Source organism: uncultured Chitinophaga sp. (genome assembly GCF_902168175.1).
GTDB lineage: Bacteria > Bacteroidota > Bacteroidia > Chitinophagales > Chitinophagaceae > Chitinophaga.
The window spans coordinates 89,903-115,431 of record NZ_CABHOU010000069.1; the positions used below are offsets into that span (position 1 = coordinate 89,903).

The following is a 25,529-nucleotide window of genomic DNA, read 5'->3' on the forward strand; positions in this document are numbered from 1 at the left end:
TGGTCAGCCCTTCTATCGTTATAAATTATTCTTCTTCAGTTCTTTAACGGCAAAGTCGGCTGCACGGGCAGTGAGCGCCATGTATGTGAGCGACGGGTTTACGCAGCTGGCGGAGGTCATAGCCGCGCCATCGGTTACAAACACGTTACTTACAGCATGCAGCTGATTGTTACCGTTCAGTACAGATGTTTTAGGATCGCGGCCCATACGTGCGGTACCCATTTCGTGGATAGCCATACCAGGATAAGAGCCATTGTCGTAAGTTTTAACGTCTTTGATACCGGCAGCTTCCAGCATTTCGGCAGCATCGTTCATCATATCCTTACGCATCTTCATTTCGTTCTCTTTGAACTCAGCGTGGAACTTCAGCACCGGCTGACCCCAATCATCTTTCGTGGAGTTATCCAGCGTTACATAGTTGTCTTCGTAAGGCAGGCATTCGCCGAAACCACCAAGGCCCATTGACCAGGTACCTGGTTCGGTAAGCATTTCTTTAAAATCTTTACCAACACCTACTTCTGCAATACCTCTGCCCCATCCGCCACGGCTGGCGCCACCCTGGTAGCCGAAACCACGAAGGTAATCGCGTTTGTCGCTGCCAATGTTGCGGTAGCGGGGAACATATACACCGTTCGCCCTTCTGCCGAAGAAGTATTTATCGTCATAACCTTCCGCCCTGCCGGACGCACCGTTACGGAAGTGGTGATCCATCAGGTATTTACCCAAAGAGCCACTGTCGTTACCCAAACCATTAGGAAAACGGCTGGAAGTAGAGTTCAGCAAAACAAACGTTGAACCGAGTGTAGAACCGTTTACGAAGAAGATCTTCGCATAGTACTCGGTCATTTCTTTCGTGTTCTTATCGATCACCCTAACACCTGTAGCTTTGCCTAGTTTCTCATCATAAATAATAGAGTTTACGATAGAATCCGGACGCAGTGTGAGGTTACCCGTAGCGGCAGCTGCCGGCAGTGTAGAAGATTGCGTACTGAAGTAAGCACCGAACGGACATCCACGGCTACATAAGTTACGGAACTGGCAGTTGGTACGGCCAGGTAAAGGTTTCGTTATATTCGCCACACGGCCGATGGTCATAACACGGCCATTGAAGCCAGATTTGATCTTAGCTGCCACGTCTTTCTCCACGCAGTTCAGTTCCATTGGCGGCATAAAAATGCTGTCAGGCAACTGGGATAAACCTTCTGCCTGACCGCTGATACCAACGAATTTTTCTACGTACTCGTACCAGGGTTTCAGGTCGGCATAACGGATAGGCCAGTCTACCGCAATACCATCTTTCAGGTTCGCTTCAAAATCCAGATCGCTCCAGCGGTAGCTCTGGCGCCCCCACATAATAGATTTACCACCCACGATATCCGGCCGGTACCAGTCGAAGCGTTTTTCCTCCAGATAAGGGCTTTTAGAATCGTTGATCCAGTAGCTTTCATTATGTTCACTGTACGGATAATCGCGGCTCAGGTAAGGATGGGTTTCTTTTTGGGCGAGCGTAATACGACCGCGGTGAGGAAATTCCCATGGATCTTTCATGGCCGTTTCATATTTACCATGCTCCAGTTGCTTGCCCTTATCCAGCATCAACACTTTAAGTCCTTTTTCGGTGAGCTCTTTTGCAGCCCATCCACCGCTAACGCCGGAGCCTATAACGATGGCATCGTATGTATTTTCCGCTTTGGATTTCAGATTCAGATTTATCATCCCGTAATTTTTTCAGATCAGTTAAAACAGATAATTGCTTAAGCCCAGGCCTTATCGCCTTTTTTGTAAGGCACACAACCTTCGTATTTGGCTGGAATTTTAATGTAACGAAGCGCTTTGGTAGCGCCGGGTTCTGACGTAAAGTAACCGGTGAGGGTAAGTTCCTTCATTAGCTGGAAATAGTGAGGACCATCGCCGTCTTTTTTGTTTTCGCGTTTGTTATACGCTACACGTTCCTTATCTATCTCAGTCAGCAACTCTGTACGTTGTTCGGGAGTGATGTTGGTAAAAGCGGCTTTATACTTTTCGTTGGATTTGTCATTGATGTTTTTCAATCCTTCCACAAAAATCTTCTGCGACTTTTCATCATAACAATCATTCATCATTGTAAGAATGAACTCCTCTACTTTTGCGGCCTTCGCGCCTGGAGTACTGGTTTCGGGGATGATGGTTTCCGCTATTTCCGCAAGCAGGGCTTTGGTTTCAGGCATCTGCAGCGTATAGTTTTTAGGCCCTGCGGTATTACAACCATTAAGGGCGGCCAACGTGGAAGCAGAAATGGCTGTACCCATGATGACGGCCACATTCTTGAGGGCATCTCTTCTGTTCATAATAATAAAATTGATTTGACCTTGAACTCAAGTTCTATTAAATAAAAAAACGTTCCTTAATATGACAACGGTGGAATGGCGTGTTCTCTGCCGCTAACAATTGAGTTGGAAAACCATCGGGTTTGCAAGAAAGCCAAATGCATAACGTGGGTTCCGGAGGTAAAAATTAGTAAATAAAATGGAATTCGAAACAAAAAAATAGGGCAACCCAAGGGCTACCCTACTTCTTTATCTATATTGATACTTTTTTTACATGATATACTTGCCCTGCGAGTTCACCATGACTACAGGCAGCTTATGGTGCTTTTCGAAATAGTCGTATGCCCCCTTCAGGTTTACCCAAAACTTCTGCGACTCGTTATCGTTCAGCGACACGGTGCCCAGGTAGTCCATAGAGCGACTGTTCCCAAATTTCACCGGGAACACATGCACCGGAATAAAGTCCTGGCCTGAGTTTTTGGCGTTTACGGCCATAATATATACTTCTTCAATAAATTCGTCAGTTAAGGGAATACAGCCGATGGTGAGGCAGCTACCATGAATGTAAATCTCCCCACCCGGCTTTTTGGGGTCGCTCAGTACCTTATCCGAATAATTAGGATAGTTGATACCCAGGCTCAGGTGGAAGTTACTGTTAGGATTGAAATCGTTGATATAATAGAACCCTTCTGGTACCTGGCGGTCGCCTTCTTTACGTTTGGGGCCCATTTTGCCCGAGAGTGAGCATACCCTATAGGATTTAAACAGGCGGAAAGTATCCGTTACACTGTTCTTTACCCAAATTTCCATTTCGCTATCCAGCTTAAACGAGCGGATATAAACGTATTTAGCGGGATAACTCATCCCTTTTTTGGCAAATTCGCTCTTGATCGCCTCTTCACGCTCCCGGAAGGCTACCCCTACACGGGGGAACAGCTTCTGGTTTTCCAGGAAAGATTGCTGTGCTTTCGCTCCACCCATGATCAACAACAACAACGCCGATGCAATGATTCTTTTCATAAACAATTACAAATTCTACTTTGATAAATTTCGATAGGCCAGGTAAAACAATAATAGTGCAAAAATAACATATATTACCATTCCCGCTTTCCTCCCGGTCAATTTTAATATGTAATGGGGGTTGCCCGCCCATACCAGGTAAGCCGTAAGTAATTGAAACATACCGGCTAGCGCGAATAACACACCGAATAAATTTTTAGTATCCATATAAAAAAAGACACCCCATTCGATCTAATAACGAACGGGGTGTCTACAAAAATATCCAATCCTTTAAAAAAAATCAAACTTTTAACGGAATCTTAAAGGTTTCCTCTCAATTCCTGCTCGCGTTCGATTGATTCAAAAAGGGCTTTGAAGTTGCCTTTTCCGAATGATTTAGCGCCTTTACGCTGGATAATCTCGAAGAAAACCGTGGGTCGGTCCTGGATAGGCTTCGTGAAAATCTGGAGCAGGTAGCCCTCATCGTCGCGATCTACCAGTATGCCCAGTTCCTTCAGCGGAAGCAGGTCCTCGTCGATTTTACCCACCCTGTCCAGCAGGGTGTCGTAATAGGAACCAGGAACAGTGAGGAATTCTATACCGCGGCTTTTAAGGGCAGTAACGGTTTCGATGATGTTATTGGTAGCAATGGCCACGTGCTGTACACCAGGGCCACCGTAGAAATCGAGGTACTCTTCGATCTGCGACTTCTTTTTGCCTTCTGCAGGTTCGTTAATCGGGAACTTCACACGACCGTTTCCGTTGCTCATTACCTTACTCATGAGCGCGGAATACTCGGTAGAGATATCGCTATCATCAAAGGAAATGAGGTTGCGGAAGCCCATTACTTTTTCGTAGAAGTCTACCCAGGTGTTCATTTCGTTCCAACCCACGTTGCCTACGCAATGGTCTACATACTGCAGACCGGTGCTTTCCGGATTATAAACGCTTTTCCATTCTTTAAAGCCTGGCAGGAAAGCGCCGTTGTAGTTTTTTCTTTCAATGAACAGGTGAACAGTTTCGCCGTAGGTGTATATACCGCTGCGTACCACTTCTCCGAATTCATCTTTTTCTACTACCGGCTCCAGGTAAGACTTAGCGCCTCTTTTCATGGTTTCTTCGTAAGCAGAGCGGGCGTCATCTACCCAAAGGGCTAATACCTTCACTCCATCACCATGCTCATCTACATGCCTGGAAATGTCGGTACCAGGTTTAAGGGATGTTGTTAGTACAAAACGAAGTTTATTCTGCACCAGCACGTAAGAAACACGGTCTTTCACTCCTGTTTCCGGGCCAGCGTAGGCCAGGGACTGGAAGCCGAAAGCGGCTTTGTAAAAATGCGCGGCTTGTTTGGCATTACCTACGTAAAACTCTACGTAATCGGTGCCATTAAGCGGCAGGAAATCTTCTGCCTGTACAGGCGACTCTTTTACAACTGCAGTGTTCATAAAACTAATTTGGTTGGTTTTTGATTTTTCTGATGTTATCAGGTTAATGTTAAAGCGTTCAGATGTTTGTTAATGAAATCAATTTCTTCGGGTGCCAGTTTCAGTTCAATAGCCTTGGCGTTCTGGATGGCCTGATCTGCATTACGCGCGCCTGCAAGGGCCACAGTAATACCCGGGTGGTCGATCGTCCAGCGCAGCACCAGTTGCGAAAGCGAAACACTTTTACTCTCTGCCAGCGGTTTGATCAGCGAAAGGAAAGCATTAATGCGGGCAATATTATCAGGCGTATAAAATCTGTTGCCTGCACGGCTGTCGCCTTCTCCGAATTTATGGTCTGTTTTAATTTTGCCTGTGAGCAGACCGCGCTGCAGGGGGCTGTAAGCCAGTATACCTTTTTTATGTTCGATGCAATACGGCACCATTTCCTGTTCAATGCTTCTTTCCACCATACTGAAAGGCACCTGGTTAGAGGCTAATGACATTACGCTGTTGGCCCTTTTCATTTGGTCTACATTGTAATTACATACACCTGCTTCCCTGATCTTACCCTGTTCTTTCAGGCGTAACACCGCCTCATAAGTTTCCTCGATCGGCGTGGTTTCATCAGACCAGTGAATCTGGTAAAGGTCGATGTAATCTGTACGCAGGCGTTTGAGACTGTCTTCACACTCTTTAATTACCGCCTCTTTACCTGCGTAGCGATAGATATCGATGTCTTTACCGTTATTATCCTTGCTTTTAAAAAAGAACTGACCTTTGGTACCCTCCCAGCTCATGCCGAATTTGGTAAGAATTTGCACCTTGTCGCGGCTGATACCTTCGAGTGCTTCGCCGAGTATTTCTTCACTGGTACCCATGCCATAGATAGGCGCAGTATCAATAGAAGTAACGCCCTGATCAATAGATGCACGGATGGCATTTACCGCATCCCGGCGTTCTGCGCCACCCCACATCCATCCACCAATGGCCCATGCACCAAACGTAATGGCCGATACTTTCAGGTTACTTTCTCCTAATTGCCTGTATTCCATAATGATTAACTTTTAGGGCGTTAAGATAGGCAATTATTCCGCCCAGCTCATTGTGTATTGACTGTCTTCTATACCCAGCGCCTCTTCTGTTATCTGTAACGGATGGAAAGTATCTACCATCACTGCCAGCTCTTTTGTTTCCTTCGCCCCTATGCTCTTCTCCACTGTTCCCGGATGCGGCCCGTGCGGGATACCTGCGGGGTGTAAAGTGATCATCCCGCGTGTTACATGTTTGCGGCTCATGAAGTCACCATCAACATAATAAAGTACTTCATCGCTGTCGATATTGCTGTGGTTATACGGAGCAGGTATTGCCTGCGGGTGATAGTCGAACAAACGCGGGCAGAAAGAGCAAACCACGAAGTTGTGTGCTTCGAAAGTTTGATGCACGGGCGGCGGCTGATGCACGCGGCCCGTGATCGGTTCAAAATCGTGGATTGAAAAGGCAAACGGGTATTCGCAGCCATCCCATCCTATCACATCAAAAGGATGGTGACCGTAATGAATGGGATACATCACACCTTTCTTTTTAATCATGATCAGGAAGTCGCCTTGCTGATCTATTGTTTCAAGATGTTTTGGCTGGCGGATGTCCCTCTCGCAAAAGGGCGCATGTTCGAGCAACTGGCCGTAACGGCTCAGGTAACGTTTGGGATAGCGTATAGGGCTAAAAGATTCGACGATGAAAAGGCGGTTATCCGGTGTGGAAAACTCTATCTTATAAATGGTGCCGCGCGGTATAACGAGGTAATCGCCATAACCGAATTCCAGTACACCGTACTGGGTGCGTAACACTCCACTGCCTTCATGTACGAAGAGCATTTCATCTGCATCGGCATTTTTGTAGAAATGATCGCCCATACTTTGCTGTGGCGCTGCCAGTACAATGTGCAGGTCGTTGTTGACCAGCACGGCTTTACGGCTTTCGAGGAAACCTGCAACCGGCTTAATACTGAAGCCGTTGAAGCTGCGGTGCTTCAGCATTTTCTCCTCCGCAACTTTCGGCAACACGTTATAGGGCTCATCTACCTTAACAATAGCAGTAGGCGGATGACAATGATACAATAACGTGGAATTTGATGAAAAACCTTCCGTGGAAAACAACTGTTCCGAATAAAGCCCACCGTCCGGTTTGCGGAACTGCGTGTGCCGCTTATGCGGAATTTGCCCCAATTGGTGGTAATGTGGCATAAATAATCTTAATTGAATGAAATAATACCCGGCCCTCCAGGCAAAGGAACTTATAAGACAATAAGGGATGCAGCGTATGATACGGACAACTGTCCGTTTGGCTTAAAGAGAAGCAGAATCCATGGCCAGAGTTGCCATCAGATAACAGTACCTTAACTGGTTTTTGTATGTGGACTGTAAATGCACAGGTTAAAATTAGGGTATTTTTTACAGTTGAGAAATTTTTTATTGCCGTATTGCAGAGGGGCCTGCCAGAAGCATTGAAACCTGCTACCGTATTAAATTTAGGGTTTTCAGAGGAGGCTAGATGACCGACAGTAAAGAGTTTGGGCTGGTATCACAAATTGTGATACCAGCCCAAATACGCCACAGACAAGCTACAACAGAAGTTAAAAAACAAGAAATGCTCTATTGGCAAGGGTTTCATTAGCCCTTTTTAAAGCCGATCGGCTGCCTTACTGAGGCAGGGATACCGATAAGTACATCCAGCGCATCAAAAATTTCCTCGAACCGGCCATCGTACTCCAGCTTCATTTGCTGTAACGCCTTCAACAATTCATCGTAATTGGTGGCCAAACGGCGAAGCTTGATAAAAGTGCGCATAATCGAGATGTTCATTTTGATAGCGGCATCGCTGTTTAGTACGCTCGACAGCATGGCAACACCCACTTCTGTAAATGCAAAAGACCTGGCGCCACCCAACTTCTTACGCACGCCAGGATCGTCGGCTACAATCACCATGGCCATCTCCTTATCCGTAAGCTCAAACATAAAATCCGCAGGAAACCGTTCTATGTTACATCGAACGGCTTGTTTGAGCACACGGGTTTCTACTCCATACATGGCAGCCAGGTGAACATCAAGTATCACCCGCTCGTTTCTCACCAGGATAATGTTCCTGATGATCATTTCTTCCGGCAACTCCGGACCTCTTTTTGTTTTGGTCATTAAACCACACTTTAAACGTTAAACAATTATGCTGTTCCGCTATAGCAGAAATAGTTGGGTCAACCTGGGTTTACTTGTGTGGGATTTGAAAAAGATAGTTGCAATATAAGGGTTAAAAACTCACCCCGATCACGTGCCGACAAAAGACAGTGTATATACCGTTGCTGCAACAACCTTCGAAAATCATCAACTAATCATCACAAAATTGAATGATTTCTAAAGTTGGTCCCACTGCATTGTTTTCTCATTCTTATTTTTAACCTTTGTAATCGTTAAGTCATAAAAAAATAGTGCGTTTTAAATCTTCACATATAATCACTACAACACGCCGCATCTCCGCGGTGTACGCCACTATTATGACGACCATTACAACCCCTTGCCGGGGTTAATTATATCATACCGTCCCTCGACCAGGCACCCTGGTACAAAGCAGACAAGGAATGCTGCGTTTTCACTACGTATAAATTTAAAGTTTCATGCAAGTCTTAAAATTTGGTGGCACCTCCGTTGGGAGCGCCAAGGCGATAGATCAAGTTTGCCAGATAGTTAGTCAATATAATAAGAAAGGATTGATGGTTATCGTGGTTTCGGCCATGAGCGGCATTACGGACAAGCTCATTAAAACAGGTGAATTGTCAGGAAAAAGTCAGGAGCAATACAAAGACATCCTCAAAGAAATTGAAGTTAAACACCTGGATACTATCCGCGAACTATTTCCTATCGGCGTTCAAAGCAGCTTGCTGAGCCAGGTAAAAAAGCGACTGAACGAACTGGAACTGCTTTGCGACGGTATTTACCAGGTTGGCGAACTATCTAAACGCTGCCTCGACCAGATCATGAGTTTCGGGGAGCTTCTCTCCTCTTACCTGGTTGCTGAAAGGCTGAAACTACACGGCCTCAATGCTACCTGGAAAGATAGCCGCGAACTGATCATGACCGACGATCATTTTGGAACCGCACAGGTAGACCATGAAATGACTGAACACCAGATTACCAAATACTTTCAGCACGCACCAGCCGAATACATCGTTGTGCCCGGCTTCATCGCCGCCAATGCCGAACGCGATACCACCACCCTTGGCCGTGGAGGCTCCGACTACACTGCAGCCCTGGTGGCCGCTGCGATGGACGCTAACATACTCGAAATATGGACTGACGTTAGTGGTATGATGACTGCCGACCCAAGACTGGTACCACAGGCTATTCCTATTCCTCATATCTCTTATGAAGAGGCGATGGAACTATCGCACTTCGGAGCGAAGGTTATTTACCCGCCCACCATACAACCTGTTATGGACAGGCGCATCCCCATCTGGATAAAGAACACTTTTGCCCCCTACGATTACGGTACACTTATCAAGGACAATGGTGAAAAACCCTTCCCGGTTACCGGCATTTCCGGTATACAGCAAATAGCACTACTTACACTTGAAGGCAGCGGTATGGTAGGAATTCCAGGGTTTTCGAGCCGATTGTTCAATGCGCTGTTACGCGAGCGGATCAATGTAATTCTCATTACCCAAAGTTCGTCGGAACACTCCATTACCGTAGGCATACATGAAACTGATATACTGAAGGCAAAAGCCACCGTAGATAGCGAGTTTTCACAGGAAATTTATGATAAAAAAATAGAGCCGCTGCTGGTGGAGAAAGACCTTTGTATTGTAGCAGCAGTAGGCGACAATATGAAAAATTACCATGGCCTCAGCGGCAAATTATTCGGCGCGCTGGGACGAAATGCGATAAATGTGAGAGCCATTGCACAGGGCTCTACAGAAAAAAACATCTCCGCCGTGATTAATAAAGCCGATGTTAAAAAAGCGCTGAACGTGATACATGAAGCCTTTTTTGAGAACGAAACCAAGCAGGTTAACATATTTGTAGTGGGCGTGGGCAACGTGGGCAGCAAATTGCTGGAGCAACTGCAACAGCAACAAAACTTCCTGCTCAACGAACTTGGCATACAGGTACGCGTGGTAGCCGTTGCGAATAGTAAAAACATGCTTTTCTGCGAAGAGGGTATTCCGCATAATGAGTGGAAAGATAAACTGGCGCAGGGCGATAGCATGGACCTTAAGCAATTTGCAGCAAGACTTAAATCGATGAATCTTCGTAACAGTGTGTTTGTGGATAATACTGCCAGTGAAGAAGTGGCGCGCATTTACGAAGGATTTTTACAACATGGCGTATCGGTAGTTACCTGTAACAAAATAGCCTGCTCGGCAGACTACCCATCTTACAAAAGATTAAAAGACCTGGCCCGTAAGTTTAACGCATCATTCCTTTTCGAAACCAATGTTGGGGCAGGATTGCCGGTTATCAACACCCTTAACGACCTGGTGCGCAGTGGTGATAAAATAAGGACAATTGAAGCCGTATTAAGTGGCAGTCTTAACTTCGTTTTCAACAATTTCGTGAACGACGCCGATTTCCGCAAAGTGGTAAAAGCAGCCCAGGATGAAGGTTATACGGAACCAGATCCACGTATAGACCTGAGCGGTAAAGACGTAATGCGCAAAATACTGATACTGGCACGTGAAAGCGGTGCTGAAATGGAATTGGACGATATCGAAAACCACTCTTTCCTGCCGGCCGAATGCCTGAACGCGCCCGATGTGGACGGCTTTTACGACCAACTGGACGAACACGCCGCACATTTCCAACAGCTGCGCAAAGCCGCCGACGACGAAGGGAAACGCCTGAAGTTCGTAGCCCGTTACAGTAACGGCAAAGCCTCAGTAGGCCTGCAGTCTGTAGCCGCCGACCACCCGTTCTTTAAACTGGAAGGTAAAGACAATATTGTGCTGTACACCACTAACAGGTATTCGGAACAACCCCTGATCGTAAGGGGCGCGGGGGCCGGTGCAGATGTTACCGCATCGGGCATATTTGCAGACATCATGCGGACTGTAAGGAATTAAGCTAACAAACTACAATGATGAACAACGACTGTATAAAAGTATTTGCACCAGGCACCGTAGCCAATGTAGCCTGCGGGTTTGATGTAATAGGATTGGCACTGGACGCTCCGGGAGATGAAATGACCGTAAGCAGGAAAAGCACGCCGGGTATTATTATATCCAATATTGAAGGAGCGCCTAACCTTTCAAAAGAAGTGTCTAAAAATGTAGCAGGTGTTGCATTGCAGGCATTTTTGCAGGAACTGGGGCAACCGGAACTAGGGCTGGACGTAACGATTAGGAAAAACATACAACCCGGCAGCGGTATTGGTTCCAGCGCAGCCAGTTCGGCCGGCGCCGTAGTAGCCGCCAACCTGTTACTGGGCAAACCCTTTACACAGGAGAAACTGGTACGTTTTGCCATGGAGGGCGAGCGGCTTGCCAGCGGTACTGCCCATGCGGATAATGTGGCCCCGGCCATTATGGGCGGTTTTACCCTGGTAAGGAGCTACCAGCCCCTTGACATCATTGCGCTTAATACGCCCGATGATCTTTGGGTAACCGTTATTCATCCGCAGATAGAAGTAAAAACGTCTGACGCGCGTGAAATATTGAAACAACAGGTACAATTGAAAGACGCTATCAGGCAATGGGGCAACGTTGGCGCGCTCGTAGCCGCACTTTACACCAACGACTATGGTCTCATCAGCCGTGCATTGGAAGATGTGATAGTGGAACCGGTAAGGGCCATACTCATCCCTGCCTTTTACGAACTGAAACTAAAATGTAAGGAAGCAGGTGCGCTTGGCGGCGGCATTTCCGGTTCGGGCCCATCGGTATTTATGATGAGCCGTGGCGAAGAAATCGCCCGCAAAGTAGCTTCCGTGATGGACCAGGTGTATGCGCCCATGGGCGTTGATTATAAAATTTACGTTTCCCGCATCAACACCCAGGGGGTGCGTGCGATATAACGTATATAAACACACGAAACATGCAATATTACAGCTTACAAAATCCACAACACCGCGTATCATTCAGAGAAGCGGTTATACAGGGACTGGCGCCGGACCGGGGGCTTTATTTCCCCGCACAGCTGCCACGGCTGGAAAAAGACTTTATAGAAAGGCTGGAAGAATATGATCCTTTGTATATCGGCCGCCATGTAATACAACCCTTCATCGGGGATGAAATTCCGGACAACCACCTCCGGCAGATCGTTTCCGATACCCTGTCCTTCCCTTTCCCGTTGAGGGAAGTGGAACAGAACATTTACTCACTGGAGCTGTTTCATGGCCCCACACTTGCTTTTAAAGATGTGGGCGCCAGGTTTATGGCAGGCTGCCTCGGGTATTTCCGAAAACACGATCCACGTCCGGTGACGGTGCTGGTAGCCACCTCCGGCGATACAGGCGGCGCCGTGGCCAATGGTTTCTACAATGTACCAGGCGTCAATGTGATCATCCTTTACCCCAGCGGAAAAGTGAGCACTTTGCAGGAAAAACAGCTGACTACCCTCGGTGGTAACATTACCGCCCTGGAAATACAGGGAAGCTTTGACGATTGCCAGCGGATGGTAAAAACCGCGTTCCTTGACCAGGAATTACAGGACAATTACATGCTTACCTCTGCGAACTCCATTAACGTAGCGCGCTGGCTTCCGCAGATGTTCTATTACTTCCTCGCGTACAGGAAAATCAAACAATGGAAAAAAGAAGTGGTGATGGCCGTGCCCAGCGGAAACTTCGGTAACATCTGCGCAGGTATGATGGCCGCACAAATGGGACTACCCATTGCACACTTCATTGCAGCCACTAATGTAAATGATACCGTACCCAGGTTCATGCAAAACGGAAAATACGAGCCCAACGCTCCCATCCCTACCCTGTCAAATGCCATGGATGTGTCGGACCCGAGCAACTTCGTCCGCATACTCCAAATGTTTTCAGCGAGCGAAACGGCATTAAAGGCACACCTGTCTTCCTACAGCTTTACCGATGCCCAAACAGTGGCCGCTATCGGCGATGTGTTTAAACAACATAATTACCTGATGGAACCACATGGGGCGGTTGCCTATCTGGGCCTGAAGCAGTATCTGAAAAAGTCGCCGAACAATGTGGGCATCTTCCTTGAAACGGCTCATCCTGTTAAGTTTGAAGACACCATGCCGGAAGATTTACGGGGTGAGATCAGTATTCCTGAGAAAGTAAAACAGCTGTACGATCGTGAAAAACAATCGGTATTGCTTCCAAACGACTATAAATCATTAAAGAACTGGTTGATGGGTCAATCCTACGCAGTGTAATAGCCAAGGCAAACAACTGCATTTAAGGCGTACTTTTATTAGTGCGCCTTTCTTTTTTTTGATAAAAATTTGGCATAGGTTTGAGTCTATGAAATTCCTGAAAAATATTTCCCTATTGATGGCCGGGATAGCATTGACTACTGCCTGTAATAACCAGCAGGCACCGGCGGACAAAACCACCGCATCAGCAGATACAATCCTTTATTCATCACTCGTAAAACCGCTTACCGACTCCATTAAACTATTCCCGCAACAGCACGAACTATATTACCGGCGAGGTTTGGCCATTTTTAATGATGCACCAGAACTTGCACTTAAAGACTTTGAAGCCGCTGCTAAACTCAATCCAGGTTATACAGACTACTGGGCCACTACTGGTGAGGCCGCCCTGGTAACCGAAAAATATAAAACGGCGGTGGAAGCATTCCGGCAGGCATTAGCCACTGCGCCACAGCATCCTTACATCCAGTACAAACTGGCCATTGCCCTTATTGAAGACAAACAGCCGGCGGCGGCAGACAGTCTTTCGGCAGTACTGGCACAAACAGAGGGGGAAAAAGACAAAGGGTATTACCTTAAAGCGCGTATAGCGGAAGACGAAGGCGATACCACAGCCGCTATCAGGCATTTAAAAGAAGCCATTAAAATAGCAGGTAAAGAGAGTGATTATGATGCCGTGATGGAACTTGCAGAGCTGTTAAAACAACGTTCATCCAGGGAGGCTTTGAGGTACTACGCCCTGGCAGCCGAAATAGACCCGGTACTGGCCGAGCCGCATTACGGGGCCGGACTCTTTTTTGAATCGCAGAAACAGCCACAGGAGGCCATCAAAGCTTATCAGCAGGCTATTTTGGTAGACCCGGGATACGAAGACGCCTACCTGGCCATTACCCAAATTTTTATTAGTTCCGGCAAATGGAAAGAAGCAAAGCACTACGCTAACCTTACCGCCCGTAACAAACCTAATAGCGCCAGGGGCTATTATTTCAGGGGACTTAGCGAGGAAAACCTGGGCGATTTTGCGGCTGCTAAAGAGGATTACACGAAAGCATTAGGCTTCAGGAAAAACTTTCCCGAAGCTACAGAAGGGCTGAAGCGCGTTTCGGAAAAGAAATAAACGTACGTTTGTAAGCTAAAAACTGACTCATTGGAAAAACGTAACATAATTATAGCTCCCTCCTTGCTGGCAGCCAACTTCCTGCAATTAGACAGGGAGATGGAAATGATCAATAACAGCGAGGCCGGCTGGCTGCACCTCGACGTGATGGACGGCCGCTTTGTTCCCAATATAAGCTTTGGCCTGCCTGTTATTTCGCAGATTTCCAAAATCGTGAACAAAGTTTGCGATGTACACCTGATGATCCTGGAACCTGAGCGGTACGCGGAGGCTTTCCGCGATGCAGGTGCCCATAACCTTACCGTACACGCCGAAGCCTGTCCTCACCTGCACCGGAACATCCAGCAGATCAAAGACCTGGGCATGACCGCCGGTGTGGCGCTGAATCCACATACTCCCATCGGCCTGCTCGAAAATGTGATCAACGATATCGATGTGGTGCTTATTATGAGCGTGAACCCCGGCTTTGGCGGACAGAAATTCATTCCCCACACCCTTGATAAAATAAAAGCGCTTCGCCAGATGATCGACAGCAGTGGCTCAAAGGCGCTGATAGAGATCGATGGCGGTGTAACGCTGGCAAACGCAGGCGACATCGTTGCGGCTGGCGCAGACGTGCTGGTGGCAGGTAACACCGTTTTCAGCGCAGCCGATCCCAAATCGGTGATCAGCAAACTTAAACAGGCTTAGTCGGCCAGTTGCATAATTACATCGTTGGTAAGCGGTTTGGTAAGATAACCATTCACGAAATCGTAGGAAGAAACACGTTCCTGGTCTTTTTCGTCAATTGAAGAGGTAAGTACGTACACCCTGATCGGCTTGCATAAAGTGCCCCTGAAAGTCTGGAAGGTGTCGAGAAATTCCCAGCCATCCATAACCGGCATGTTCAGGTCCAGCAGTATGATATCGGGCAATTGTGAAGGATCATTCCTGTAGCTGCGAAGATAGTCGAGCACCTCTTGTGCATCGCTGTATTTGCTAACCGCATTGGTAATATTTAAACGATCCAGCATAATCTCAGTGATCTGCTGATGTATCGGGTCATCGTCTACAATAAAAATTGTATTTAATGGCTTCATATTTTCTTATTCGGGCCTAAAAGTAATAATAAATTTCGTTCCTTTTCCTGGTTTACTTTCTGCCAGAATATTCCCACCCATTGCTTCGATCTGGCTCTTCGTGATAAAGAGCCCTATCCCCTTGGCATCTTTGTTCTTGTGGAACGTTTTTCTGAACCCGAACAATTTGTTGCCGTAGCGGTCCAGATCGATGCCCACACCGTTATCTTCCGCCGTAAGCATTACACCACCATCTACCTTGCGGCTTTGGAAGTGTACCATGGGCGAGCGATCGTTTGCGCGGTATTTAATAGCGTTGGTTAGCAGGTTCTGCAATATGCTGTCGAGATAGATTTTGGGGTATTCGATATCCGGCGAATCCGAGAAATCGCAGGTAAGCCGTATACCGCTGGTTTCAATATCCACCGTAAGTATTTCTTTAATTCGCTGCAGCCTTTCAGAAAACGAGAGCTTTTCGCGTTCGAGGTTCAGGTCTTTACGGATCTGCACTACCTCTATAAGATCATTGAGCGTTTCATCTATATTAAGGATCACATCGTGCTGCATATTAATATAGAGTTCACGCTCGCTTTCCGATGTAGTATTATTATATATCTGCATTAGCGCCTTCAGGTTGGCGATAGGCGCACGAAGGTTGTGAGATGTAATGTGGGCGAAGTCTTCCAGCTGTTTGTTCTGATTTACCAGGTATTTGTTCAGGTTTAACAACTGCTCGTTCGCCTTACGTAACTCGCGCTGCATACGTCGGCTTGTGGTTACGTTACGGGTGAAGATAGAGATGCTGCCATCCTGCATGGCGGCCAGCAAAAATTCGTACCACTTATTGGTTTGCGGCAGATAATTGATGAACGATACCGGCCTGCGGTGTTCTATACACTCCGAAAGTTTGGAATGGAATGTACTGCCCGACAGCCATGGGAATACCTCAAATATATTATTACCCAACACCGCCTCGTGGTCAATTATTTCCTCTGCTTTCTTATTGATAAAATTCACCTTTCCATCCTGCCCCATTACAGCATAGCCCATATCGATAGTATCGAAGAAGAGGCTCATAAGTTCTGTATTACGGGAAAGCTGGTCGCGTATCTGGAATTGTTCGGTAATATCCTGTATAACGCCATGTATACGTACGATGCGGCCGTTCCTGAATTCGGGGCGACCGATCATTCTTATCTTGATACTGTTGTTGCGGGCAGTTACCAGCGTGAGTTGCTCGTCGAAAGAGCGGCCGTACTGGCAGCATTCCATAATTACATCTTCTACCCTTGCACGCTCATCATCGCTATAGAAAGTGCCCATCTTTTCCATGGACATCTGCGTATATGGCGGTAATTCGTGTATACGGTATGTTTGCGGCGACCAGCGTACACGGTACGAAGGCACATCGATCTCCCATCCCCCTATTTTACCTATTTCGCCCGTCTGCAACATGAATTCCTGTGCCTTGGCGTTTTCTATCTCCTGTCGTTTCTTATCTGTAATATCATTTACCAACGCCACCACGATCTGGTCTTTGTCTACCGGATCATACACCGGGAACATGGTCAGATCAAGAAATACTTCCCGGTCAGTCTTCGTCCAGTCTTTATCCAGCGAGAAGTCAAGCTTTTTTTCCATCCTCACCATTTTGCCATGCTGCAACACCTGCATAAACAGCTGGTCCAGCTCAAACAATTTGGCAAAAGGATCATTGATCATATTATACGCGTCTTCGTGTTCCCCGTTTACGTTATTGCCAAAGAACAGGCGCTGCGTTTGGTTAACACGGCGTATAAATCCGAAGTTGTCGAACTGAATATACCCGATAGGCAGATTTTCGACAATATTATTAAGAAGGCGTTCGCTTTTTTCGAGACTCAGCTCCGCGAGTTTCTTCTCCGTAATTTCACTCAGGATGAGGAACATGTAAGCCAGCTCGTTCTGTTGCCCAATAACCGGGAAGCCTGTGGCCTCATAGTAAGCTGGCTGGATGCGGGTGACCGCACCATTTTGCACCTCAGTATACTTGAGCAGAATTTCCTTTTTAACCGGCACCCGCCTGCGTATTACCTCTTCGAACATCGCATTAAGGCCATTGTGGCGGTTAATGGGATCGCCCAAGACGTTGTATGGCAGACCGTTTACAGCCAGGTGGCCTTCTCCGAGAATATCCCGCATATAACCGTTCAGGTCTACACTCCAGCCATCAGGCGTATATTGATGCAGGCCTACCGGCAGATTTTCCAGCACACTGCGGAAGAACTGCTCATTTTCGCGGGCCTTTATTTCCTGTTGTTTACGTGCAGTAATATCCAGGCAAATAACCAGGTAACCACCCTTCGCATCCCCTGTAGTAAAGGGGCTTACGGTAGCATCTACCCAAATCATCCGGCTGTCGGCACTATTGTATATAACTTCGTTATGCCATGTTTTACCCGTTCTGAGCGTACGCCAGATGTCATTAACATCGCAGGGCGATTCAACCTGGCTGATGATCTGGCTGAACGGGAGGCCTACCAGCGCCGTGGCCGAGAGACCTGTAGCGTTGCAGAACATTTCGTTTACCCGCATAATGCGCGCACGTTCGTCCAGCATAGCCACAATAGCACAAGCGTCAATGGCCGATTGCACCTGGTGCAACTGGGCATTGGCATTTAGCATATCCTGGTAAAAGGTAAGTTCGTGGCTGACGTTGCGCGAAAGCATGAATGCCCCTGTTACGCGGCCTTCTTCATCGTACAGTGGTTTAAAGGAAATACGATGGTGCGCGCCACCAGGCACCACATTTGGAATGGAACACACATACGTGTTGCTGTCCCCGGCAAGTGCCCTCTTACAATGATATAACCATTGCTGGGCCCATTGCGGGTATGCTTCACAAAGGGATAAAACACTGATGCCTGGTCTGATATCCGCCCCATAAAGTCTGCGGCATTCCGCCGCAAAAACCTTGTTCACCCTCACAAAACGACAATCCATATCAAATATGGCGATGCCGTCCTGGATATCCTCCAGCACCTGACTTAATGCAGCGTCGTTCATGTTGTAAGTAAGTCTGTTGGCATATTATACTCCCGATAATTCACGATCATGCTCTGCTTAGACGGCCAATAAATCAATGCTAAAAGTAGTGATAATATAAGACATTTCCTTGTTATGGTAAAAAATGAATACATACTTAAAAACGTCGTTGGGGATAATATGGGGAAAACCCAAACCCTTTCTGCATAAGGCATTGATACCTAACCGGGTGATGAGGCTGCGCCTTTTCTGCATTTTTTAAAATATCTTTGGTTCAAACGTTAGATAACGAAAGCATTAATTTTTACGGGCTCTGAAAGCGACAAGTCCGCGATGCCTGAGTTACAGAACTTTTTACAATTTTTGGGGACATTGAAAGTGAAATAACTTGGCATCTGCTCACAGTACAGGAAAAAAGTTTTGGCGTTGTTATTGCTGCTGCTGATATAGCTGCTGCTCTGCCCGGTGTGGTTTCTGCCTATACCTCACTCGCGGTTTTAGGTGTTCTCCCGGAAGACAGCTTGCCTGTAACTTAGATGCGCTGTGGCAGTAGGTAAAGCAGGTACGCACAATACCGCAGTATCAGCTGAACAGAAAATCGCTCTCTCCGGCAAAGAGGTGGCTGCTAAAGTACAAACCTTCAAACAAAACGGTTACAAACTATAACGGGTGCTGGCCAACATGCAGAGAGGCTGAAGTTGTACATATTATCCCGGGGAGCGAAACAGTATTCTTTATCTTAAACTTTAGGTCCATTGACAGAGTCGATCATTAACCTGGACAGCGTAAATCCGATTGAGTTTTTCGGGATCAACAACGGCAAACTCGATCTGCTGAAAAAGAAATTCCCCCTGCTTAAGATCCTTTCCCGCGGTACACAGCTGAAAGTGTCGGGAGCGCCTGAAGAGGTAGCCACGGCACAGGAAAAGATCGGCCAGATCGTAAAGTATCTTGAACGTAATGGTAACCTTTCCGAAAACTATTTCGAACAGATTCTCGGGGATGAGGTAACCGGCGTGGACCACTTTAGCGACCGGAATCCGAATGAAGTATTGGTATTTGGCCCCAACGGCCGAACGGTGCGTGCCAAAACGGCCAACCAGAAAAAAATGGTAGGCCTGGTGGACAAAAACGACATCGTGTTTGCCATTGGCCCGGCTGGTACAGGTAAAACCTATACAGCGGTAGCCCTGGCCGTAAGAGCGTTGAAGAACAAGGCCGTACGGAAGATCATCCTTACCCGTCCTGCGGTGGAGGCCGGCGAAAGCCTGGGTTTCCTGCCGGGTGACCTGAAGGAAAAAATCGACCCGTACCTGCGCCCGCTTTACGATGCACTCGACGACATGATACCGGCCGAAAAGCTAACCTATTTCATGACTAACCGCGTGATCGAGATCGCCCCGCTGGCTTACATGCGCGGCCGTACACTGGATAATGCCTTCATCATCCTTGATGAGGCCCAGAATGCGACCGAACTGCAGCTAAAAATGTTCCTTACCCGTATCGGTTCATCAGCTAAAGCCATCATTACCGGCGATCTGACGCAAATTGACCTTCCCAAAAGCCAACGCTCCGGGCTGGAAAAAGCGACCAGGATTCTCCGTAATATTGATGGTATCGGCCACCTGAAACTGGATGAGGAAGATGTAGTGCGTCACAGGCTGGTAAAAGCCATCATCAGGGCTTACGAAGCAAATAAAGACGAAAACTGATTCTAAAAAAGCCAGGCACATGTTGTAACACGTATCACGCGTACGTGTCAACGGTTGCCTGGCTTTAAATTAACAGTACCTTAACTTCCGTAATTGTAAGTTGTGCATTTCAAACAATCCCCCTATTTTTGTCGAAATTTTTTAACTTTTCAGCCACATGAGCTATTATAGGCGACTTGTACTTTTGTTTGGTATTTTCTTTGGCCTTCTGATTGCTGGTTGTCAAAAACAAACCAAGCCCGACGAAGTAGCGCTGGATTTCATGCACGCCATCCAGCAATCTAACTTCGAGCAGGCCAAAGAATATGCTACGAAAGAATCGCACCAGGTGATTACCTTATACTCGATCTTCGACGGCAGGAGAACGGAGGACGAACGGGAAAAGATCAAACACGCCGAAATTAAAGTACTGGATACCAAAGAAGAAGGCGACAAAGCTACGGTAACCATCCTTAACTCATCTGCCAAACAGGAAGAAACCCTGCAGCTTGTGAAAGAAAGCGGCAAGTGGAAAATCTCCCTTACATTCGAAAGCATCATTCCCAACTTCCCCCCTCCGGGCAGCATGGACAGCACCAGCATCGAAAGGATGCAAGACAGCGTGCCTGTGCTCCTGGATTCTGTTGCAGTTCCCGCGCAATAAGAATTTTAGGAAAAACGGACCATGAATATTCAAATTGTGTAAGACTCGGCTCCCACCTTTATAGTTCCACTCTATTATGCCCGCAGATATAATTGCAGGCATTTGTTTCTTATTTCTTAAATTTGCCCCCCTCGGATTACGAGGATATGCAATATTGAACCATATAAGTAAAAAGAAAGCATTAAGATTATGACAACAAATCCTTGGCATGGCGTTAGTTACGGCGATAAAGCACCGCACATCGTTACAGGTATTATCGAAATCCCCCAGGGCTCGCGTGCCAAATATGAGCTGGACAAGGAAAGTGGTTTATTGAAACTCGACAGGGTATTGTATTCATCTGTATATTATCCGGCTAACTATGGCTTCATCCCCAGAACGTATTGCGATGACCATGATCCGCTGGATATCCTCATCATTTCGCAGATAAACTGCGTGCCCATGTGCCTCGTAGATGCTAAAGTGATTGGTGTAATGCAGATGATCGATAGTGGTGAAGCAGACGATAAGATCATTGCCGTTGCCGCGCACGACCAGAGTGTAAACCACATTAACGATATCTCTGAACTGCCCCCGCACTTCATTCACGAAATGCGCCACTTCTTCGAAGAGTACAAAAAACTGGAAAACAAAACCGTAAAGGTGGAAGAGTTCCAGAACAAAGCCGTTGCCGAAAGGATTATCCAGGAAAGCATCGAACTGTACAACACTACTTTTAAGAAGTAATTGGGTAAGTTGATAAAGAAAAAGAGCAGCCGTTTCGTAATGGCTGCTCTTTTTCTTTAAAAATAACGCCTGATCAGGCGAAGTTTGTGCGTTCGTTCGCCGGTATCACTGTTTACGATGCCTTGGTTATCAATAGCATCTATACGCACCTTACCGGAGGAGTGTATGATTTCGTGGTCGTTCATTAACATCCCTACATGCGTTATACGCCCCTCTTCATTATCAAAAAAAGCCAGGTCGCCAGGTTTAGTCTCCTGTAAAAAGCTTACGCCTTCCCCTTGTGTAGCCTGCTGGTAAGCATCGCGTAAAAGCGCGATACCCGCCAGTTTATAAACCGTTTGCGTAAATCCTGAGCAATCAATCCCAAACACCGACTTGCCCCCCCACAGATAGGAGGTATTAAGAAATACCGCCGCATGTTCAAGTATTTTGGTCGCATCGGGTGCCTTCGGCAATTCAAGAAGAGGCTCCTCAAACTGTACCGTAAATTTTCCCCATTTTGTAACACCCCCGCCGTTACTAGCGAAGAGGCAGCCAAAAGGAATGTGCATGAGCTGGCCGTTAAATTTGATGCGATTGACCCACGCGGGAGTATAAAAAGGATGCGGTGTATCAAAAACGTCTTTTTCTACCATTTGCACATGCGAAACCGTAACCCAGCCTTCATAATTATCGTAACGGTTCCGTACCTTCATCCAGCCATCTGAAGTAACTGGTTCTGTTTCAACAAATTCCCCAAACAAAACCTGCGAGATAATTTCGCTTCTGTGCTTTGGCTCCGCCCTCATGGGCATAACCGGTACAATGGTTACAGCGTATGGCATACTAATTGTTATTTTTTTATATAAGTGTTTCAGAATTTGAACACGAAAATGCGTAAATTATAGATAGAAATATGCACCTGCTACTAAATAATATGACCGACAAGGAATTACTGAACCGCGTTCGTAAACTAATGGACGAGGAAGCGGTAGGTACCCTTTTGGAAAGATACAGCCACCTGGTAGTAGCATATAGTCTACCTAAAATGGCCAACCGTGAAAGTGCTGCGCAAGTAATACCGGCACTGTTAAAAGACCTTGACCAGAATTTCCGCACGATGCACATACCCAGGGCCAACGACTGCGTGGAACATACCCTGGAAGACTATTTCAGTCCGAAAAAGCATCCTAACCACGTTTCCCGTGAGGTTCAGGCCATTTACCGGTCCGAATCGCGCGTACAACAGTCTGGCAGCAACCCTATTGCCAGGCAACAGTTAGGTACAGAACTGGAATCGGCGCTTGAAAAGTTAACCGCTGAAGATCAGCAGGTAGTAGCCCTATTCTATGCCGAACAAAAAACCTTTGAAGAGATTGCTGCCGCTAGAGGCATTACAAAAGATAAAGTACGAACGATACTGAAAACGGCTCGCAAAAAATTAGCCACACAACTGATGGACCAGGCCTATGAGTAACTTATTTCCCATACAAGAACGGATCCTAAAGATCTTTACCCCTGTACGATGTTTGAACAGGGACCAGTTACCGCGTTACATAGAAAACAAAATGACGCCGGTAGAGAAACATCTGGTAGAGCAGCACCTCGTTGACTGCGACCTGTGTTATCATGCGCTGCAGTCGCTGGAAAAGGCCGCTAATCGTGAGCCTTACGAGCAACTTACGACCAATACGATCACTTATATCCATCAGAATTACATGCCCGCACCCAAAAACATGGTGCAGCAGAAGGCTATTCGAAAAGGTCGTAAACAGGAAAGCCTGCTAGCTTACTTCTGGACCCTTGCTTTAATAGGCTTTGTTGGCGGTGGCATTTATATCGTACAGGCGGCCATGAAACACCGCGGCCTGCGCAGTCATACGATGACTACGGGGGCAACACCGGCAAATGGCACCGCATCGCAAACACCTGCCGGTGTAACTTATTCTACGCTGTCCGTATCGGACGAAACGCCTGCTACCTCCACCCCCACCGCCCAACTTGCTGTGACCAACGTGGATAGTACGAGAAAAATCGTACAGCCGGCATTAAAAAAAGATACGATGAAATTGCTAGCAGCAGGCCCTCACCCAACCACGCCTAAACGCGATTCTGTTGCAGCATCTGCTCCTAAAAAGAATGTGGTAAAAGATTCTGTTACCCACGTTGCCCCTGCAGCTATTGCGGAAAAAAAGCCGGAAGTAAAGGAAGAGCCTAAAGCAACGCCCCCACCCACCGCAAAAGAAGAGAAGCCGGCGGCAGCAACACCTAAAAGCAGTGTTAACATAGATGAGTCGTTGTACAAATCGGCGCTTATGCTACAGCAGCAAGGCGATCTGGAGCAGGCGATAGACCGTTATAAGAAAGTATCAGGCACCAGTAAGTTTGGCGAGCTTGCTAAGTACCAGATGGCTGTATGCTACAAGAACCGTGGCCAGTCCAGTAAAGCGAAAAAACTTTTCAAAGAAGTAGTTAAGATGGACGGCAGCATGAAAGTGGCTGCTCAAAATGCACTGGATAATTAATCCTGTTTATGGAAATTTAAATCTCCCGCATCTTACTCACAGATTTCTATATTTACACTGTGAATTATCCTAGCTATCAGAACCTTACCGACCTTGAATTGCTGCAACGGTACAAATCCGACAGCAACAGCGAATGGATAGGCATATTATTCGATCGTTATGCCATCCTTTTACTGGGTTTATGTATGAAGTACCTCAAGAATGAAGAGGATGCACGTGACAGTGTTCAGCACATTTTCCTGAAAGTTTTATCGGACGTGCATAAGCACGAAGTACAGCATTTTAAGGCATGGATTTACCAGGTGGCCAAAAACCACTGCCTCATGCAGCTACGCAAAACCAATACCCGTTACAGCAAAGAACTGGATGAGAACACCATGGGCGGCGCCCTGGAACCGGAGTTGGAAAAAGAAGCAAAAGCCGAAAAAGAACAGAAGGACCTGATGCTGGAGAACATGCAGGAGGCGATGAGCATGCTGAATTTGGAGCAACAGGCCTGTGTTAAGCTCTTTTACCTCGATAAACGCTCCTACCAGGAAATAGCCGATGATACGGGCTATTCGTTACTACAGGTGAAAAGCTATATCCAGAACGGAAAGCGGAATCTTAAATTATTATTGGAAAAGTACAGTAAAAATAAACGCTAACTTGCACAAGTAAGCGACAACAGTTTATGAACGATAACTTTCGCGACATATTTGTAGAAACGAACTGCATTCCCCAGCAGGAATTGCTCGACTACCTGCAGGACAACCTCGGGCCGGATGACAGGCGCCGGGTAGAAACGCACCTGGCAGACTGTGAGTTTTGCAGCGACGCGCTGGAAGGCCTTTCCGCCATTACTGAAAAGGAAAAAATACCCGGTGTAATAAGGCAGATGAAGTGGAACGTATTGCAAAACCTCCGCAGGAAAAACCGTAAGAAAAGAAAACTTGAATTTTATACCTCCCTTGTAGTTATTACGCTTGTAATACTCTTTGTTGCCCTCGCCTGTTTCTGGATTTACCACTTCGTGTCAAAGAGGTAGTTAGTATAATTTTCTGTCGCTTTTGTCTGCCCATAAACGAAATACAGCCAGCGCGGCATCGTTCGGAAACGGTATAAATGGTATTTTCTTTTGATCATGTGGCAGCTCTATCTCCCGATAGATAAAGGAATCATCGAACAATATATTTGCAGCATCCTCCTTTGTATTAGCGTAAAAAACGCGTAAAGGTCTGGCCCAGTAGATGGCGCCAAGGCACATAGGACAAGGTTCACAAGAGGTATAAATCTCACAATCGTCCAGTTGAAATTTTTGTAAGCGATTACATGCATCGCGTATAGCCACCACCTCTGCATGCGCAGTGGGGTCATTATGCAGCAACACCTGGTTCCAGCCCTCTCCCACTACTTCATCCCCTCTTACAACGATGGAGCCGAACGGGCCTCCATCTCCATGTTTAACGCCCTTTTCAGACAACACTACCGCCATCTGCATAAACTTTTGCTCTCGATCTCCGATTGGGTACATAAGATTGGTTCGTTTAAACTAAAGATAAGGAAAAACGCTACAAGGCAATGTAACCTGCGTGGTAACCGCACCGTCAATATAAAAAAACCCGGGTGAAGAATCACCCG

The 25,529-nt window shown here is 46.8% G+C and carries 25 protein-coding genes; 14 read left to right on the forward strand and 11 right to left on the reverse strand.

What is annotated here, in order from left to right:
• Nucleotides 1–18: 18 nt before the first annotated feature.
• The 7 genes from QZT80_RS14625 to QZT80_RS14655 all read right to left on the reverse strand — a co-directional run bounded on the left by QZT80_RS14625 (nucleotide 19) and on the right by QZT80_RS14655 (nucleotide 7,923).
• A complete protein-coding gene (locus QZT80_RS14625; RefSeq protein WP_295123229.1) occupies nucleotides 19–1,716 on the reverse strand; it encodes a GMC family oxidoreductase in 1,698 nt (565 codons plus the stop codon).
• Nucleotides 1,717–1,754: 38 nt separating this feature from the next.
• The gene (locus tag QZT80_RS14630; RefSeq protein WP_295123232.1) at nucleotides 1,755–2,327 is read right to left on the reverse strand and encodes a gluconate 2-dehydrogenase subunit 3 family protein; all 573 of its coding nucleotides are present in this window, start codon (nucleotides 2,325–2,327) and stop codon (nucleotides 1,755–1,757) included.
• A gap of 249 nt (nucleotides 2,328–2,576) precedes the next feature.
• Nucleotides 2,577–3,326 carry a L,D-transpeptidase family protein gene (locus QZT80_RS14635; RefSeq protein WP_295123235.1) on the reverse strand — a complete coding sequence of 250 codons (750 nt, stop codon included), beginning with the start codon at nucleotides 3,324–3,326 and terminating at the stop codon, nucleotides 2,577–2,579.
• Between the two features lie 299 nt (nucleotides 3,327–3,625).
• Nucleotides 3,626–4,753: a 4-hydroxyphenylpyruvate dioxygenase gene (gene hppD, locus QZT80_RS14640; RefSeq protein WP_295123238.1), complete on the reverse strand. Its 1,128-nt coding sequence runs from the start codon at nucleotides 4,751–4,753 to the stop codon at nucleotides 3,626–3,628.
• A 38-nt stretch (nucleotides 4,754–4,791) separates the two neighbouring features.
• Entirely contained in the window at nucleotides 4,792–5,784 is a 993-nt protein-coding gene (locus tag QZT80_RS14645) for an aldo/keto reductase (RefSeq protein ID WP_295123241.1), read from the reverse strand.
• A gap of 33 nt (nucleotides 5,785–5,817) precedes the next feature.
• On the reverse strand, nucleotides 5,818–6,975 hold the full coding sequence (locus QZT80_RS14650) for a homogentisate 1,2-dioxygenase (RefSeq protein WP_295123244.1): 1,158 nt from the start codon (nucleotides 6,973–6,975) through the stop codon (nucleotides 5,818–5,820).
• Nucleotides 6,976–7,401: 426 nt separating this feature from the next.
• On the reverse strand, nucleotides 7,402–7,923 hold the full coding sequence (locus tag QZT80_RS14655) for an ORF6N domain-containing protein (RefSeq protein WP_295123247.1): 522 nt from the start codon (nucleotides 7,921–7,923) through the stop codon (nucleotides 7,402–7,404).
• 476 nt (nucleotides 7,924–8,399) lie between these two features.
• Between QZT80_RS14655 and thrA the strand changes: the two genes are divergently transcribed.
• From thrA to rpe, 5 genes are all read left to right on the forward strand, one after another.
• Nucleotides 8,400–10,844, forward strand: coding sequence for a bifunctional aspartate kinase/homoserine dehydrogenase I (gene thrA, locus QZT80_RS14660; RefSeq protein WP_295123250.1), 2,445 nt, complete (start codon nucleotides 8,400–8,402; stop codon nucleotides 10,842–10,844).
• Between the two features lie 14 nt (nucleotides 10,845–10,858).
• A complete protein-coding gene (locus tag QZT80_RS14665; RefSeq protein WP_295123253.1) occupies nucleotides 10,859–11,794 on the forward strand; it encodes a homoserine kinase in 936 nt (311 codons plus the stop codon).
• 20 nt (nucleotides 11,795–11,814) lie between these two features.
• The gene (gene thrC, locus QZT80_RS14670; protein ID WP_295123256.1) at nucleotides 11,815–13,125 is read left to right on the forward strand and encodes a threonine synthase; all 1,311 of its coding nucleotides are present in this window, start codon (nucleotides 11,815–11,817) and stop codon (nucleotides 13,123–13,125) included.
• A gap of 88 nt (nucleotides 13,126–13,213) precedes the next feature.
• Nucleotides 13,214–14,242: a tetratricopeptide repeat protein gene (locus QZT80_RS14675; RefSeq protein ID WP_295123259.1), complete on the forward strand. Its 1,029-nt coding sequence runs from the start codon at nucleotides 13,214–13,216 to the stop codon at nucleotides 14,240–14,242.
• A 30-nt stretch (nucleotides 14,243–14,272) separates the two neighbouring features.
• Entirely contained in the window at nucleotides 14,273–14,932 is a 660-nt protein-coding gene (gene rpe, locus QZT80_RS14680; RefSeq protein ID WP_295123261.1) for a ribulose-phosphate 3-epimerase, read from the forward strand.
• Here the strand turns inward: rpe and QZT80_RS14685 are convergent.
• Nucleotides 14,929–15,321 (reverse strand): response regulator, encoded by a 393-nt coding sequence (locus tag QZT80_RS14685; RefSeq protein ID WP_295123264.1) that lies wholly within the window; start codon nucleotides 15,319–15,321, stop codon nucleotides 14,929–14,931. The two genes, rpe and QZT80_RS14685, sit on opposite strands and share 4 nt — an antisense overlap.
• A gap of 6 nt (nucleotides 15,322–15,327) precedes the next feature.
• Nucleotides 15,328–18,345, reverse strand: a complete 3,018-nt coding sequence (locus tag QZT80_RS14690; RefSeq protein ID WP_295123267.1) for a PAS domain S-box protein — start codon at nucleotides 18,343–18,345, stop codon at nucleotides 15,328–15,330.
• A gap of 374 nt (nucleotides 18,346–18,719) precedes the next feature.
• On the opposite strand from QZT80_RS14690, the gene QZT80_RS26735 reads away from it, so the two are divergent.
• The 5 genes from QZT80_RS26735 to QZT80_RS14710 all read left to right on the forward strand — a co-directional run bounded on the left by QZT80_RS26735 (nucleotide 18,720) and on the right by QZT80_RS14710 (nucleotide 21,405).
• Complete coding sequence (locus tag QZT80_RS26735) at nucleotides 18,720–18,860, forward strand: AIR carboxylase family protein (RefSeq protein ID WP_367112870.1); 141 nt, start codon at nucleotides 18,720–18,722, stop codon at nucleotides 18,858–18,860.
• A gap of 7 nt (nucleotides 18,861–18,867) precedes the next feature.
• Nucleotides 18,868–18,990 (forward strand): hypothetical protein, encoded by a 123-nt coding sequence (locus tag QZT80_RS14695; protein WP_295123269.1) that lies wholly within the window; start codon nucleotides 18,868–18,870, stop codon nucleotides 18,988–18,990.
• Nucleotides 18,991–19,079: 89 nt separating this feature from the next.
• Nucleotides 19,080–20,036 (forward strand): PhoH family protein, encoded by a 957-nt coding sequence (locus QZT80_RS14700; RefSeq protein WP_295123272.1) that lies wholly within the window; start codon nucleotides 19,080–19,082, stop codon nucleotides 20,034–20,036.
• A gap of 157 nt (nucleotides 20,037–20,193) precedes the next feature.
• The gene (locus QZT80_RS14705) at nucleotides 20,194–20,679 is read left to right on the forward strand and encodes a DUF4878 domain-containing protein (RefSeq protein ID WP_295123275.1); all 486 of its coding nucleotides are present in this window, start codon (nucleotides 20,194–20,196) and stop codon (nucleotides 20,677–20,679) included.
• 189 nt (nucleotides 20,680–20,868) lie between these two features.
• Nucleotides 20,869–21,405 (forward strand): inorganic diphosphatase, encoded by a 537-nt coding sequence (locus QZT80_RS14710; RefSeq protein ID WP_295123278.1) that lies wholly within the window; start codon nucleotides 20,869–20,871, stop codon nucleotides 21,403–21,405.
• Between the two features lie 56 nt (nucleotides 21,406–21,461).
• On the opposite strand, the gene QZT80_RS14715 is transcribed toward QZT80_RS14710, so the two are convergent.
• The gene (locus QZT80_RS14715) at nucleotides 21,462–22,229 is read right to left on the reverse strand and encodes a C40 family peptidase (protein WP_295123281.1); all 768 of its coding nucleotides are present in this window, start codon (nucleotides 22,227–22,229) and stop codon (nucleotides 21,462–21,464) included.
• A gap of 71 nt (nucleotides 22,230–22,300) precedes the next feature.
• On the opposite strand from QZT80_RS14715, the gene QZT80_RS14720 reads away from it, so the two are divergent.
• From QZT80_RS14720 to QZT80_RS14735, 4 genes are read left to right on the forward strand one after another with little or no spacing between them, the layout of a single operon-like run.
• Nucleotides 22,301–22,861 (forward strand): sigma-70 family RNA polymerase sigma factor, encoded by a 561-nt coding sequence (locus QZT80_RS14720; RefSeq protein ID WP_295123284.1) that lies wholly within the window; start codon nucleotides 22,301–22,303, stop codon nucleotides 22,859–22,861.
• A gap of 52 nt (nucleotides 22,862–22,913) precedes the next feature.
• Nucleotides 22,914–23,909, forward strand: coding sequence for a tetratricopeptide repeat protein (locus QZT80_RS14725; protein ID WP_295123287.1), 996 nt, complete (start codon nucleotides 22,914–22,916; stop codon nucleotides 23,907–23,909).
• A gap of 59 nt (nucleotides 23,910–23,968) precedes the next feature.
• Nucleotides 23,969–24,556: a sigma-70 family RNA polymerase sigma factor gene (locus tag QZT80_RS14730; RefSeq protein WP_295123290.1), complete on the forward strand. Its 588-nt coding sequence runs from the start codon at nucleotides 23,969–23,971 to the stop codon at nucleotides 24,554–24,556.
• A 26-nt stretch (nucleotides 24,557–24,582) separates the two neighbouring features.
• Nucleotides 24,583–24,936, forward strand: a complete 354-nt coding sequence (locus QZT80_RS14735) for an anti-sigma factor (protein ID WP_295123293.1) — start codon at nucleotides 24,583–24,585, stop codon at nucleotides 24,934–24,936.
• Here QZT80_RS14735 and QZT80_RS14740 read toward each other — a convergent pair whose 3' ends face one another.
• The gene (locus tag QZT80_RS14740) at nucleotides 24,937–25,422 is read right to left on the reverse strand and encodes a nucleoside deaminase (protein WP_295123296.1); all 486 of its coding nucleotides are present in this window, start codon (nucleotides 25,420–25,422) and stop codon (nucleotides 24,937–24,939) included.
• Nucleotides 25,423–25,529: the final 107 nt, after the last annotated feature.